This window comes from Cupriavidus sp. 05L411, from assembly GCF_056398045.1.
Genome location: NZ_JBFTOQ010000021.1, coordinates 87,825 through 99,731, shown reverse-complemented (window position 1 = coordinate 99,731; position 11,907 = coordinate 87,825). Strand labels below are relative to the sequence as shown.

Below are 11,907 nucleotides of genomic sequence, written 5' to 3'. Positions count from 1 at the left end.
ATACTAATCAAATATCTTATCCAGATCACCCACTTAATCAGCAAGAAAGACAGCGGCAAACTGCGTCCATCCTAATTCCGGACGCTCCTGGAGCCCACCATGCCCATTGCCCTGTTCGCGCTGACCATCAGCGCGTTTGCCATCGGGACCACCGAATTCGTCATCGTCGGCCTGATCCCCACCATCGCCGCCGATCTGCACATCACCCTGCCATCGGCCGGCCTGCTGGTCAGCCTCTATGCGCTCGGCGTGGCCATCGGCGCCCCGGTGCTGACCGCCCTCACCGGCCGCCTGCCGCGCAAGGCGCTGCTGCTGTCGCTGATGGCCCTGTTCACGCTGGGCAACCTGCTGGCGTGGAAGGCGCCCGGCTACGAATCGCTGATCCTGGCGCGTATCCTGACCGGCCTGGCCCACGGGGTGTTCTTCTCGATCGGCTCCACCATCGCCACCAGCCTGGTGCCGAAGGAAAAGGCCGCGAGCGCCATCGCCATCATGTTCACCGGCCTGACCGTGGCGCTCGTCACCGGCGTGCCGCTGGGCACCTTTATCGGCCAGCATTTCGGCTGGCGCGAGACCTTTCTCGCGGTGTCGGCGCTCGGCCTGGTCGCCTTTGTCGGCAGCCTGATGTTTGTCCCGGCCAACATCCGCCATGGCGCCCCCGCCTCGCTGCTGCAACAGGCCAAGGTGCTGGCCGAACCGCGCCTGCTGCTGGTCTACGCCAAGACCGCAATCGGCTATGGCGGCTCGTTCATCCCATTCACCTTCCTCGCCCCCATCCTGCAGGACGTATCGGGCTTCAGCGCCGGCGCGGTCGGGCTGGTGATGCTGGTGTACGGCGTATCGGTCGCCGCGGGCAACATCTGGGGCGGCCGCCTGGCCGACCGCCACGGCCCCATTGCCGCGCTCAAGATCGTGTTCCTGCTGCTGTCCATCGTGCTGTTTTCGCTGACCTTCACCGCGCCGCACCGCTGGCTGGTGGTGGTGACCGTGCTGGCCTGGGGCGCCGTCGCCTTCGGCAATGTGCCTGCGCTGCAGGTCTATGTGGTCAAGCAGGCGGAGCGCTATGCGCCGGGTGCCGTCGATGTGGCATCGGGCCTCAATATCGCCGCGTTCAACCTGGGCATTGCCGGCGCGGCCTGGGCGGGCGGACTGATCGTGACCCATATGGGCCTGATGCATACGCCGTGGATTGGCGCGCTGGTGGTACTGGCGGCGCTTGGCCTGACCGTGTTGAGCGGGCGGCTGGACCAATTGGACCGGCTGGAGCAACACCCCAAGAGCGAGCGCAAGCTGGCCGCCACCAGGGCCTGACCCCGGCGCATCACGCCTGTTCCAGCATGGAGGCGCGGCAGGGGCGGCCGGCAAAGGCCGCCCTCGCGATCAGGACAGGCCGAGGTAGTCGCGCTTGCCCACCGGCACGCCCTTGTGGCGCAGGATGTCGTAAGCCGTGGTCACGTGAAAATAAAAGTTCGGCAGCACAAAGCCCAGCAAGTAGGACTTGCCATCGAACGTGACGGGCTCGGGGCGCAGCTTGAGCTCGATGGTGCGCGTTTCGCTGCCCTCGAACTGGGCGGGCTGGATGGTGTTCAGGAAGGCCACCGTTCTGGCGATGCGCTCCTGCAGTTCCGGAAAGGTGGTTTCGGTGTCCGCAAAGGACGGCATCTCGATGCCAGCCAGCCGCGCCGCGCAACCCTTTGCGCTGTCGCTGGCGCGCTGCACCTGTGCCGGCAGCGGGTCCATGTCCGCTACCAGGCGGGTCTGGATCAGGTCGGCCGGGTCCATGCCCTGCGCCTGCGCGAATGCGGCGCCCTTGTCCAGGATGGCCGACAAGCTGCCGAAAGCCCGGATAAAGGCCGGGATCGATACTTCATACATCGAGAGCGACATGGGGGTGTCCTTGGATGGTGATTGCCAGACGCGGCATCCCGCCGGCGCGCGAATTGCGCCGCGGCAGGTTGCGCGACACGGCGAGGATAAACCTTCCGGCGGTTTCTCGCCGGCCGGCCGGTTCTATCCCGGCAAGGGCCAGCGCCCAGCGGGACTCTTGATTTAAGATATCCCCTCCCCTCCGGATGAAGCGCACATCGCCTCGACGACATGAACGTCCCCTTTCCGATTCGCAAGGAGTGTCCGCCAGGCGCCTGCACATGCGGTCGCGAAGCGCTGCTGGACGACCCGCAATCCGACATGCGGATCCTGAGGCTGACCCGGGAAGAGGAAAAGCGACTGATCGCCCGCCTGGAGAGCCTGTCGAGCCTCGCCGAGCTCAAGGACATGGAAAAGCGCATGCATGCGCAACTGGGCATCGTGCTGACGATCACACCCAGCATCCACGAAGTGCGCACGGTGCGCGGCATCAGCATCCAGGTGGAAGAGCAGACCGGGTTGTGCCGCAAGACCAAGCAGGCGATTCCCACAGCGATACGCCGTTGCCTCGAGACAAAGCCGGATATAGCGTACGCGATCCTGAATGCGCACGACTTGCTGGGCGGCGCCTGAGGCCTCTTCCCCACCTGTCATTCCGCCACGATCTTCCTGTCGCTGGCGATGTGCTTCCACTGCGCAAGATCTTGCCTCATGCGCGCGCCGAATTCGGACGGGCTCATTGCCTTGGGCGCCGAGCCGTCCGGTTCAAGCACGACGCGTACATCCGGCGACGCAGCAATCTCATTGATCTCGCGGTTCAGCCTCTGGACCAGCGGCGCAGGCGTGCCGGCAGGTGCGAGGACGCCGACCCAGATCTCGATCCCGTAGCCTGGCACCGATGCCGCCAGTGACGGCAATTCGGGAAACGCCGGGTTCGGCCGCTGCGAGGTCACCGCCAGCGCCCGTACCTTGCCGGACTTCAACTGCGTCACCAGCGAGCTGTAGTTGGACATCATGACGTCGATCTGCCCCGCGGCCAGATCGATCATCGCGTTGGAAGCCCCTTTGTACGGGACATGCATCATCTGGACTTTCGAGATGTCGCACAGCAACTCCGTCGCCAGCTGCGCCAGCGAACCGATCCCCGCCGAGCCGTAGGTCAGCGCGCCGGGCTTCGCGCGCGCTGCCGCGATCAGCTCGGCCGGCGACCTGATCTGGGTCGAGGACGAGACCGCCAGCAACAGCGGCCCCTCGGCGACCATGGACACCGGCGCGAACGCGGCAAGCGGATCGTAGGGCGAGCGAGGCTGGGTGGCGGCAGCAGTCAGGAAGGTCGATGACGTCAGAAGCAGCACGGACCCGTCCCGTGGCGCCTTGGCAACCGAGTCGGCACCAACGACGCCTGCCGCACCCGGCTTGTTTTCCACGATGACCGTAGTCCCCAGGCGCTTTGCCAGCCCCGGCGCGATCGCACGCGCGATCACGTCGTTGCTCGCGCCCGCCGAAAACGGCACGACAATTCTTATCAAAGGCGGCACCTTGGCATCGGTCTGGGCCGCCGCCATGGTTACCGCGGACATCGCGGCAAGCAACAGCGCAATGTGGGCTAACGTCTTTCGCATTCGGCGCTCCTGTCTCAATGGGTAGCAATGGGTAGCAATCGGTAGCAATGGGGAGAGCAGCATGGATGCCAGGATCCGGGAGCCGGGTGTCCACCCGGAGTCCCATGGAATCCGGCGACGTCCTGCCTAGACGGGGATATCAAGGTCCAGCAGCGGCGCGTACTGCTGGGCGCCAAAGATGTCGCCATCGCCAGCGCTGCCGCTGGGCCGGGTGCGATAGATCGTGAACTTGATGGCGTACGCGGGATCGTATTCGACGAAATCGGAGATCCGTTCGACCGGGATCCCATATAGCGCGGCCATGCTTTCCCGGCTCAGCACGCGCGAGCGCTTGACGCGTTCGTACTCGTCCGCCTCGCGAAAGATGATGTCGAAGGTGATCTTGTTGACCCCCGCGTTCTTGCTGCGGATGGTCTTGGCGAGTTGATGCAGTTTTTGCGTTGCCATCGTAGTCGTCATAGTCTTCGTTGTCATATGCGGCACCAGGCTCACACGCCAACTTCAATGAGGTGGGTGGGGAACAGCGCCATGGGGTCTTGCACCTCCACCGTGTGGTTCAGCGTCCAACGGTAGGCCGCGCTGGCGTGCAGGACTTCATCCAGCGGGAACGACACCGAACCGGCCGTGCCTTTGACGTCAGGCAGCCGCGCGTAGAACATCTGGCGCAAGCCGATCATCGTCACCTCCTCGGCCATCTCGCGGGTCGGGGCAACCCCCTGCACCAGCACGCAGAGCTCATGCCCCGGCCGGTCGCGCAGCGGCTCCAGCTCGCCCATCACGCCATCGCGGCCGTACACGTTGTAGTGCAGTTGATAGCCGCTGTCGCCAAAACGCGCGCGCACCTGCTCGCGCGCCCACGCGATCACCCGGTCCACGTTGGCGATGGTGTAGGGGTCGCGGATGCCACACAGGCCGACGAAGCGCTCGCCCACCTTCCCCGCGCCTTCCAGCTTGACCCGGACCGTTTCCGCCTCGATAAAGCGCGAGCCCGTGATGCGCGTGGTGCGATCGTCCACCTGCGCGTAGCGGCAATGCGTCATGTCCAGCCTGCCCCCGGCGACGAACTCCTCGTACGGATTGGAGCGCTCGTACATCGCATGGCCGGATACGGAGGCGACGGTGCAGCGCTGCTCGGGATGCATCGCCGTGACCTGGACGTCCTCGCGGGAGATGACGCCCATCACGGTCTCCTTGCCGCCATAGGGCTCGGCACAGAACGATGCGCACTCGAGCACCTTGCCCAGGTAATAGGCATGATCGGCGGAAAAGCCGTGGTGTAGCGCCGGCGCGGCAAAGACCGCGGCATCCGAGCTGCGCCCGCCGATAATCACGTCGGCGCCCTGGCGCAGCAGCGCCACATAGGGATGGACACCGGCCATGGCGACGATACGGTCGGTTGCATCGAGTTCGCTTTCGGTGAGGTCTGCAAAGCCATCGAGCCCGCTCACCGTCTTTCCGCGCCGCATTGACTCGCGAAGAAACGCCTTGTCCACCTCGGAATAGAAGTAGCCGACCCGGAACGTCTTCAGGCCATGCTTGGCGGCCAGTTCGCCGATGATCCGCACGTACAGGTCCACGCGGCTGTTCGACCCCGTATCGCCGGCCGAGCCGATGATCATCGGCACGCCGAGACGGCGCGACGCCAGCAGCATTTGCTCCAGATCGTGGCGTTGCCAAGCTTCGGGACTCGTCGAGGTGTCCGAGCCCAGCGGCACCGGGCCCACGTCGTCGCTTCCCGAATCGGCCGCGATGTAGTCAGGGCCCGCCTCCACCCCCAACCCAAAGCTCTCGGTGCGCAACGGCGCGAAGCCGAGGTGGCCATTAGGGCAAATGATCTTCAGGGACTGCATGCAATGTTCTCCAGATGGTGTCTTCCCCAAGCCGGGCTTGACGATTCATCTAGAGCAGATTGCGTGCCACAGGGCGAATCATGAAAATATCCTTATATTTCATAGATTTAGCGCTACGCCCCCGCCTTTCGCGTGATTTTCACGCAAAAAAATGCCGCAATTGCGTGAAACTCACGCATCCTCCTCGTCGCTTCCGGCAGTCGGAGCCAGCAGTTCCAGCTTCATCATCTGATGCCGCAAAGCGTGCCGGCTCAACCCCAGCTTCTCGGCCGCCGCACTGTGGTTCTGCCGGCACGACACCAGCGTCTGCTCAATCAGCGCACGCTGGAAGCGAGCCGTGGCCTCGTGATAGTCCTGCCCCTGCTCGGACGCAGCATGCCCGTTCATTGCAGCCGGCTGCGCCACGGCATCGTCCGCCGCGCCCGCGGGCTGCGCCACGTCCCGCAGGATGCGCGCCGGCAAGTGACACGGCCGGATGCAATCGCCCTCCTCCAGCAGGCAGATGCGTTCCAGCAGGTTTTCGAGTTCACGCACATTTCCCGGCCACCGGTACGCGCGGAAAATGCGCGCCACTTCCGGATCCAGCCGCTGGAAGTGACTGCCGTACTGCGCGTTGTACTTCGCCAGCGCGTTGCTCGCGAGCAGGAAGATGTCGTCGCCGCGCTCGCGCAGCGGCGGGATATTGATGGCGATCACCTGCAGCCGGTAATACAGATCCTCGCGAAACTTGCCGGCCTTGACCTCGCTCAGCAGGATCTTGTTGGTCGCTGCGATAAAGCGGGCGTCCACGCTGATGGGACGCACCGCGCCGACCCGCCGGAACCGCCGCGTGTCCAGCAGCGTCAGGATCTTGGACTGCATCACAGGATCGAGCTCGCGGACTTCGTCCAGGAAGACCGTGCCGCCATTCGCCGCCTCGATCAGTCCCTCCTTCCGGCTGACCGCGCCGGTAAACGATCCACGCTCATGGCCAAACAACTCGGATTCGAGCAACTGGGCGGGAATCGCAGCGCAATTGATATCGATGAACTCGCGCCCGGCCCGATTGGACTGCGCGTGGAGCATGCGCGCCACCAGGCTCTTCCCCGTCCCGGTCTCGCCATAGATCAGCACGGTGCTAGCCTGGCTGCGCCCGACGCGGGCGACCAGTTCACGTAGAGCGGCGATGGAGGGATGCTCCCCAACGAGCTGCGGGCGAGAAGGTTCGTTCATCATGGGATACGAGAGCCGGCCGCCCGGGCGGAGGCAGCTCCGGCGGCCGGCATGGAATGACTATCGCGCAAACGCCGTGCGCGACTCAGAATGCCCTCAGACGACAGACAGCGGCGAAGGCGACAGATCGAGCATGATACGAAGTTCGACGTTGTCCGGATTGCGCGGCTGCCAAACGCGACCGATGACCACAAAGATGATTGGCTGTCCTGGGAACTGAATCAGGTCGCCGATCACGGGTGTTATCGCGCCGGTGTGGGGGGTCAGATCCAAGTCGATGTCTCTTGCTGCGGCTTGAGCGGCTGGGGTGAACTCAAGGGTGATCGTGAGTTTCATATGGACCCGTTCGTGGTTGAGAATATTGGATCATTGGATTCTTCCATTCTTCCACATTGCGCTGGCCCGTTCCTGCGCCACCGCGACCTGCTTGCGCGGCGCATGCGCTTTGCCGGCCTAGCTTTTCTGATTGATATGTTCGCCGTAGTAGAACATTGCCGAGCGGGCTGTGTGAGTTAGGAAGGATCGGCAGTCTTCGTTTCCGATGCAGATCTTGGAGCGCTCCGTCGCGGCGCCAAGCAATACCTCCTTCGCCGCGCTGTCGGCCCGATCAAGGGCGACGGCGCGTGCGCGCTGGTCGGTGAGATCGTCATCGACAAGGAAATAGCGCGTTGAGAGCAGATGCGAAAGCATGAAATCGCTCAGTGCCTCCTGTACGGATATCGACAAGCCAAACACTCTCTTCGGCATGTTTGCCGGATTAACGCCTCCCCAGTCATATGTCCCACCCTCTCGGTTTCGACGTGGGTTGACGGTGAATTTCGATGACATGGTACCGACCGCCATCACGTGAATACGATCTGTCGGCTGCCCCATGGACGACTGCGCTTCGTGGACCGCGAGCATGCCCGGCGCGTTGGCGTACAAACCGCCGTCAACATATTGATTGTTGTTGAACGTATATCGTGGAAAGTATGCGGGCGCCGCGCTAGTCGCCATGGCGACATCTACCAGCCGGCATTTATGATCTCGCTTGAAATCCGGATGATGCGGCGTCTTGAAGATCTGCGGCCTGCCCGTCGAGTAATTGATCACCGGTATGATGACCGGATGCCTGCATGCTCCGAGGACTTGATCGCCAAATATCTTCTTGTCACGAAGCAGCGACTGCAAAGGCGCGGAAGAAAATGGTGCGCGCCAGATTCCCGCCAGAGACCAGCGCCGCTTGAAGATCAATCCCCCATGACTGGCGAGAAGTTCAACAATGCGCTGCGCAGGGATTTCCATCGCAATGGCCAATGCCAGGATGCCACCGATCGATGTGCCCGTGACAAGCTCGAACCGAGTGGCGATTGGCGCGCCAATCTCATCTTCGAAGTCAGCTAGCAATTTGGCCGTATAAAGGCCTCGGAAGCCTCCGCCTGACAGCGCCAGGATCTGAAACCGTCCGGAGTCTGCATTTGTCATTCGGGACCTCCTCGCCGGAATTTCGATGACACGCCCCTATCCCGTTGCGTCACTGTGCAGCAAGAAGCATGATAATCATTTGTCGAAGCAGTTGTCAGCATTCAGAAATGCAGCCTGACGCTGGCGCCGCGCGTGCAGCCGGGATCGGCCGGACCGCTCTGGGCGATCTGGAGGCCGGACGCGATGTGCGCGTATCCACACTGGTAAAGGTGATGCGAGCGCTGAGCATGCTCGGCAGCCTGGACGCAGCCTTCCCGGATACATTGCCATCAAGCGAAGCGCTGTCTGCGCGAGGCGAAGTCCGCAAGCGCGCCTACAAGCCCAAGGAGCGATAGCTTGGTGACGCAAAGGAAGCCGCGCTCGCCGCGGCGCGCCCGTCCGGTACAAGGCGTTCCCGCGAGCGACCATGTCCTCATGCGCGGTCAGACCGTTGGCGCCGTACAAGAGTGCCAGCGCGCCAGTAGCCGGGGACTCACGTGCCAGCGGCTTCAAGCTCGCGGCCACGGGTTTCCGGCAGCGTCAGCGCGGCAATGATGAGCACGCCATAGGCCGCCGCGGCGAAGATGCCGATGCTGGCGCCGAGTCCATATTGCTTGGACAGCGCGCCGATCAGGAAGGGAAAGAGTGCGCCGACAGCCCGGCCGAAGTTGTAGCAAAAGCCTTGGCCGGAGCCACGCACCCGCGTCGGGAACAGTTCGGTCAGGAACGCGCCCATGCCGCTGAAAATGCCCGAAGCAAAGAAGCCGAGCGGGAAACCGAGCCAGAACATCGCGCCGTTGCTCAGCGGCAGCATCGTGTAGCCGAAGGCAACCGTCATCGAACCCACCGCGAAGAGAATGAAGTTCGGCTTGCGGCCAAGCTTGTCGGTCAGATAGGAACTGACGAGGTAGCCGATCCACGAGCCGAAGATGATCATGGCCAGGTATCCCCCCGTCCCCATCACCGTCAGGTGACGCTCGGTCTTCAGGTACGTCGGCAGCCAGGTCGTGATCGCGTAGTACCCGCCTTGTGCGCCGGTCGCCAGCAGCGCCGCGCGCACCGTCGTCGACAGCAGCTTCGGGCTGAAGATCTCGGTGAAGCGGGGACGATCGCTCGCGTTGCCTTGCGCCGCCTTCTCTTTTTCGTAGACGTCCGGCTCCTTCACATAGCGGCGGATGACCACCACCAGCAGCGCCGGAAGCAAGCCGATGAGGAACAGCGCGCGCCACGCCAGTTCGGCCGGCAAGACCGAGAACAGCACGGAGTACAGGATGGCCGTCAGCCCCCAGCCAATCGCCCAGCCCGACTGCACCAGGCCGACGGCCTTGCCGCGATCCTTGGCGCGGATCACCTCCCCGATCAGCACGGCGCCGGCGGTCCATTCGCCGCCGAAGCCGAAGCCCATCAGTGCGCGCGCGGCCAGCAGTTGCTCGTAGTTCTGCGCCAGCCCGCACAGGCCGGTAAAGACCGCGAACCACACCACCGTCAATTGCAGCGTCCGCACCCGGCCGATGCGGTCCGACAGGATGCCGGCGGCCCAGCCGCCCAGTGCCGAAGCCAGCAAGGTGAGCGTACCGATGAAGCCGGCGTCGGCCAGGCTGATACCCCAGGTAGCGACCAGCGTCGGAATGACGAAGGAGAGCATCTGCGTATCCATGCCGTCGAGCATGTAGCCGACCTTGCAGCTCCAGAAAGCGCGCTTCTGGCGGGGCGATGCCTCGCCGTACCAGGAGAACAGGTTGCCGCCGCCGTCGACAGACGCCGTTGGTGCAAGGGAGGAAGCCATTGCGGAATTGGCGGCGGCCGCCGCCGCGGGGGTCTTGTTGTCCATGAAACGCTCCTGGGCGCGTGGGTTGAACGGTCTTTCGCGCGGCTACCGGGGCCAGCCCATCGCCCATCGATGGATGAACGCAGCCCTCGGACTCGCGCGGATCTTTCGTTGGCTGCCGGTGGACTAGAACACGGCAAGCGAGGCGTTCTTGATATCGGTCACCAACATGTGGCCGGGCTTGTGCGCGATGGCCAGCGGCAACCTCGCAGCCATGATCGCGGTCTGGGGCGTGACGCCGCAGGCCCAGTAGACCGGCAGCTCTCCCGGCTTGATCGTGACGGGATCGCCGAACTCAGGCTTGGCCAGGTCTTCGATCCCCAACTCGGCCGGGTCGCCGATGTGGATTGGCGCACCATGCACGGCAGGGAAACGGCTGGTGATCTGCACGGCGCGAATCGCCTCGGCGCCGCGCATGGGCCGCATCGACACCACCAGCTCGCCACCGAAAACGCCCGCGCGCCGGTTCGCAATCCTGGTGCGGTACATCGGCACGTTGCGGCCTTGCTCGACATGCCGCAAGGGGATGCCTTCCTGCGCCAGCATGTGCTCGAACGAGAACGAGCAGCCGATGGCGAACACCACGAAGTCGTGCTGCCACAGGTCGGCCAGCGATTCGCTCTCTTCGGCCAGCCGCCCGTCGCGATAGACGTTGTAAGCCGGCACATCGTTGCGGATATCCACCTCGCGCCCGAGTACCGGCACATGCCATTGTCCCGGCTCACCGACGCCCAGCAACGGACACGGCTTCGGATTAGCCTGGCAGAAGCGCAGGAAATCGCCAGCGTGCGCCGACGGCAGGATGGCCAGGTTGGCCTGCGCGTAGTCGCCGCAATAGCCTGCTGTGGGGCCACGGAACTGTCCGCTGCGCACGGCCCGGCGAAAGTCGAAAGGCATCAGGTCTTCGGGCATCTGCGTTCTCATGGCGTTATGACGTTGTCGTGGTTGCCTTGAACGATAGAGAGTAAAATTTTTTATCGCCAACGACTTTTTGTTGGCACCTCCGTATAGATTTTCTTAACAACTTTACGGGTTTCCCCCTACCCGCACCGCGCTGGTGCCAAACCGGAATTGACGCCAACTGTCGGGATGTCCCAAGCAATTTGGCGCCTTCTTCACCGATCCGCTCCACAGCCTGATGAATACGCGATTCCTCGAAACCTTCGTCACGCTGGCCAAATTGCACAGCTTTCGTGCAACGGCAGCCGCCCTGCATGCGACGCCAGCTGCCATTTCCCAACGGATAAAGGCACTGGAAGATGAGCTGCAAACCGCGCTGGTCGATCGGGAGAGTCGCGAATTTCGATTGACACCCAATGGCGAGTACCTGCTCGGATACGCAAAGGGAGTGGTAGAGGCCGCGCGGCGGCTGCAGGCCGCGGCCTCGGGCGACAGCAAGATCCGCGGGCGCCTGCGCCTGGGCGTGATCGAGACCGTGGTGCACAGCTGGCTGCCGAACTACATGCGGCGGCTCGCCGCGGACTACCCGCAGCTGGAAGTCGAACTGACCGCCGACGTGAGCGTGGTGCTCCAGCGCAGGCTGATTGCCGATGAGCTCGATCTCATCATTCGCGTCGAAGGCAGTGACGAAAGCAACGTGGTGTGCAATGCGCTCGCCAACTACCCCGTGCACTGGGTGGCGCGCGCAGGCTTGCTGTCGCACACGCGCGGCTCGCTTGCCAGGCAGGTGCTGCAACATCCCATCCTGACGTTCGGCCGGGGGACCGCGCCGCATCGCGCGCTGGAGGACATCGTGGCCAAACTCGCGGGAGCCCACGGCGTGCCGCTTTCGGAAACCCGCATTACCGGGTCGCCGTCGATTGCCGTGATCGTGCAGCTAGTGCGCGATGGTTTCGGCGTGGCCGCGATTCCGCGCCTGTTCGTCGACAAGCTGATCGAAAGCGGCGAAGTCGTGGAGTTGCCGCTGCAGCCCGCGCCTCCGTCCATCGTGGTGTCGATGTCGCGGCGTGCCGACGCGCCGCTATTCGTGCACGGCGCAGCCAACTCGGCGCGGGCCGCCTGCGCGGAATACTGCCGCAACAGCAACAGGCGGCTGGTTGAGCCGCTGTGACGGCGCGCTGGCCAG

General features: G+C 63.9%; 13 protein-coding genes. 4 read left to right on the top strand and 9 right to left on the bottom strand.

The features are described 5' to 3' along the window. Positions 1 to 99: 99 nt before the first annotated feature. Complete coding sequence (locus tag AC1DQR_RS23710; protein WP_416048713.1) at positions 100 to 1,311, top strand: MFS transporter; 1,212 nt, start codon at positions 100 to 102, stop codon at positions 1,309 to 1,311. A 69-nt stretch (positions 1,312 to 1,380) separates the two neighbouring features. Here AC1DQR_RS23710 and AC1DQR_RS23705 read toward each other — a convergent pair whose 3' ends face one another. Beyond that, the gene (locus AC1DQR_RS23705; protein ID WP_416048714.1) at positions 1,381 to 1,887 is read right to left on the bottom strand and encodes a DUF1993 domain-containing protein; all 507 of its coding nucleotides are present in this window, start codon (positions 1,885 to 1,887) and stop codon (positions 1,381 to 1,383) included. 210 nt (positions 1,888 to 2,097) lie between these two features. On the opposite strand from AC1DQR_RS23705, the gene AC1DQR_RS23700 reads away from it, so the two are divergent. Continuing rightward, on the top strand, positions 2,098 to 2,499 hold the full coding sequence (locus AC1DQR_RS23700; RefSeq protein ID WP_477133892.1) for a hypothetical protein: 402 nt from the start codon (positions 2,098 to 2,100) through the stop codon (positions 2,497 to 2,499). 17 nt (positions 2,500 to 2,516) lie between these two features. Here AC1DQR_RS23700 and AC1DQR_RS23695 read toward each other — a convergent pair whose 3' ends face one another. The 6 genes from AC1DQR_RS23695 to AC1DQR_RS23670 all read right to left on the bottom strand — a co-directional run bounded on the left by AC1DQR_RS23695 (position 2,517) and on the right by AC1DQR_RS23670 (position 8,014). Continuing rightward, a complete protein-coding gene (locus AC1DQR_RS23695) occupies positions 2,517 to 3,488 on the bottom strand; it encodes a tripartite tricarboxylate transporter substrate binding protein (protein ID WP_416048716.1) in 972 nt (323 codons plus the stop codon). 126 nt (positions 3,489 to 3,614) lie between these two features. Continuing rightward, the gene (locus AC1DQR_RS23690; protein ID WP_416050493.1) at positions 3,615 to 3,935 is read right to left on the bottom strand and encodes a DUF4387 domain-containing protein; all 321 of its coding nucleotides are present in this window, start codon (positions 3,933 to 3,935) and stop codon (positions 3,615 to 3,617) included. A gap of 41 nt (positions 3,936 to 3,976) precedes the next feature. Continuing rightward, the gene (locus tag AC1DQR_RS23685) at positions 3,977 to 5,338 is read right to left on the bottom strand and encodes an acyclic terpene utilization AtuA family protein (RefSeq protein ID WP_416048717.1); all 1,362 of its coding nucleotides are present in this window, start codon (positions 5,336 to 5,338) and stop codon (positions 3,977 to 3,979) included. Positions 5,339 to 5,509: 171 nt separating this feature from the next. Further along, positions 5,510 to 6,553, bottom strand: coding sequence for a sigma-54 interaction domain-containing protein (locus tag AC1DQR_RS23680; protein ID WP_416048718.1), 1,044 nt, complete (start codon positions 6,551 to 6,553; stop codon positions 5,510 to 5,512). Positions 6,554 to 6,646: 93 nt separating this feature from the next. Beyond that, positions 6,647 to 6,886, bottom strand: a complete 240-nt coding sequence (locus AC1DQR_RS23675; RefSeq protein WP_043346781.1) for a hypothetical protein — start codon at positions 6,884 to 6,886, stop codon at positions 6,647 to 6,649. Between the two features lie 117 nt (positions 6,887 to 7,003). Next, on the bottom strand, positions 7,004 to 8,014 hold the full coding sequence (locus tag AC1DQR_RS23670; protein ID WP_477133891.1) for a CBASS cGAMP-activated phospholipase: 1,011 nt from the start codon (positions 8,012 to 8,014) through the stop codon (positions 7,004 to 7,006). 107 nt (positions 8,015 to 8,121) lie between these two features. Here AC1DQR_RS23670 and AC1DQR_RS23665 point away from each other — a divergent pair, with 107 nt between their 5' ends. Continuing rightward, a complete protein-coding gene (locus AC1DQR_RS23665) occupies positions 8,122 to 8,349 on the top strand; it encodes a helix-turn-helix domain-containing protein (protein ID WP_477133890.1) in 228 nt (75 codons plus the stop codon). A 137-nt stretch (positions 8,350 to 8,486) separates the two neighbouring features. Here AC1DQR_RS23665 and AC1DQR_RS23660 read toward each other — a convergent pair whose 3' ends face one another. Both AC1DQR_RS23660 and AC1DQR_RS23655 read right to left on the bottom strand, forming a co-directional pair. Further along, positions 8,487 to 9,779, bottom strand: a complete 1,293-nt coding sequence (locus AC1DQR_RS23660; RefSeq protein WP_416050494.1) for an MFS transporter — start codon at positions 9,777 to 9,779, stop codon at positions 8,487 to 8,489. Positions 9,780 to 9,947: 168 nt separating this feature from the next. Then, positions 9,948 to 10,721: a putative hydro-lyase gene (locus AC1DQR_RS23655; RefSeq protein WP_416050495.1), complete on the bottom strand. Its 774-nt coding sequence runs from the start codon at positions 10,719 to 10,721 to the stop codon at positions 9,948 to 9,950. A 238-nt stretch (positions 10,722 to 10,959) separates the two neighbouring features. Between AC1DQR_RS23655 and AC1DQR_RS23650 the strand changes: the two genes are divergently transcribed. After that, positions 10,960 to 11,892: a LysR family transcriptional regulator gene (locus tag AC1DQR_RS23650; protein WP_416048722.1), complete on the top strand. Its 933-nt coding sequence runs from the start codon at positions 10,960 to 10,962 to the stop codon at positions 11,890 to 11,892. Positions 11,893 to 11,907: the final 15 nt, after the last annotated feature.

Bases quoted from the DNA above. Each gene is read 5' to 3' on its own strand.
- AC1DQR_RS23685 (WP_416048717.1), bottom strand. From the start codon at position 5,338: ATGCAGTCCCTGAAGATCATTTGCCCTAATGGCCACCTCGGCTTCGCG.
- AC1DQR_RS23660 (WP_416050494.1), bottom strand. From the start codon at position 9,779: ATGGCTTCCTCCCTTGCACCAACGGCGTCTGTCGACGGCGGCGGCAAC.
- AC1DQR_RS23665 (WP_477133890.1), top strand. From the start codon at position 8,122: ATGCAGCCTGACGCTGGCGCCGCGCGTGCAGCCGGGATCGGCCGGACC.
- AC1DQR_RS23680 (WP_416048718.1), bottom strand. From the start codon at position 6,553: ATGATGAACGAACCTTCTCGCCCGCAGCTCGTTGGGGAGCATCCCTCC.
- AC1DQR_RS23670 (WP_477133891.1), bottom strand. From the start codon at position 8,014: ATGACAAATGCAGACTCCGGACGGTTTCAGATCCTGGCGCTGTCAGGC.
- AC1DQR_RS23690 (WP_416050493.1), bottom strand. From the start codon at position 3,935: ATGGCAACGCAAAAACTGCATCAACTCGCCAAGACCATCCGCAGCAAG.
- AC1DQR_RS23700 (WP_477133892.1), top strand. From the start codon at position 2,098: ATGAACGTCCCCTTTCCGATTCGCAAGGAGTGTCCGCCAGGCGCCTGC.
- AC1DQR_RS23710 (WP_416048713.1), top strand. From the start codon at position 100: ATGCCCATTGCCCTGTTCGCGCTGACCATCAGCGCGTTTGCCATCGGG.
- AC1DQR_RS23650 (WP_416048722.1), top strand. From the start codon at position 10,960: ATGAATACGCGATTCCTCGAAACCTTCGTCACGCTGGCCAAATTGCAC.
- AC1DQR_RS23695 (WP_416048716.1), bottom strand. From the start codon at position 3,488: ATGCGAAAGACGTTAGCCCACATTGCGCTGTTGCTTGCCGCGATGTCC.
- AC1DQR_RS23675 (WP_043346781.1), bottom strand. From the start codon at position 6,886: ATGAAACTCACGATCACCCTTGAGTTCACCCCAGCCGCTCAAGCCGCA.
- AC1DQR_RS23705 (WP_416048714.1), bottom strand. From the start codon at position 1,887: ATGTCGCTCTCGATGTATGAAGTATCGATCCCGGCCTTTATCCGGGCT.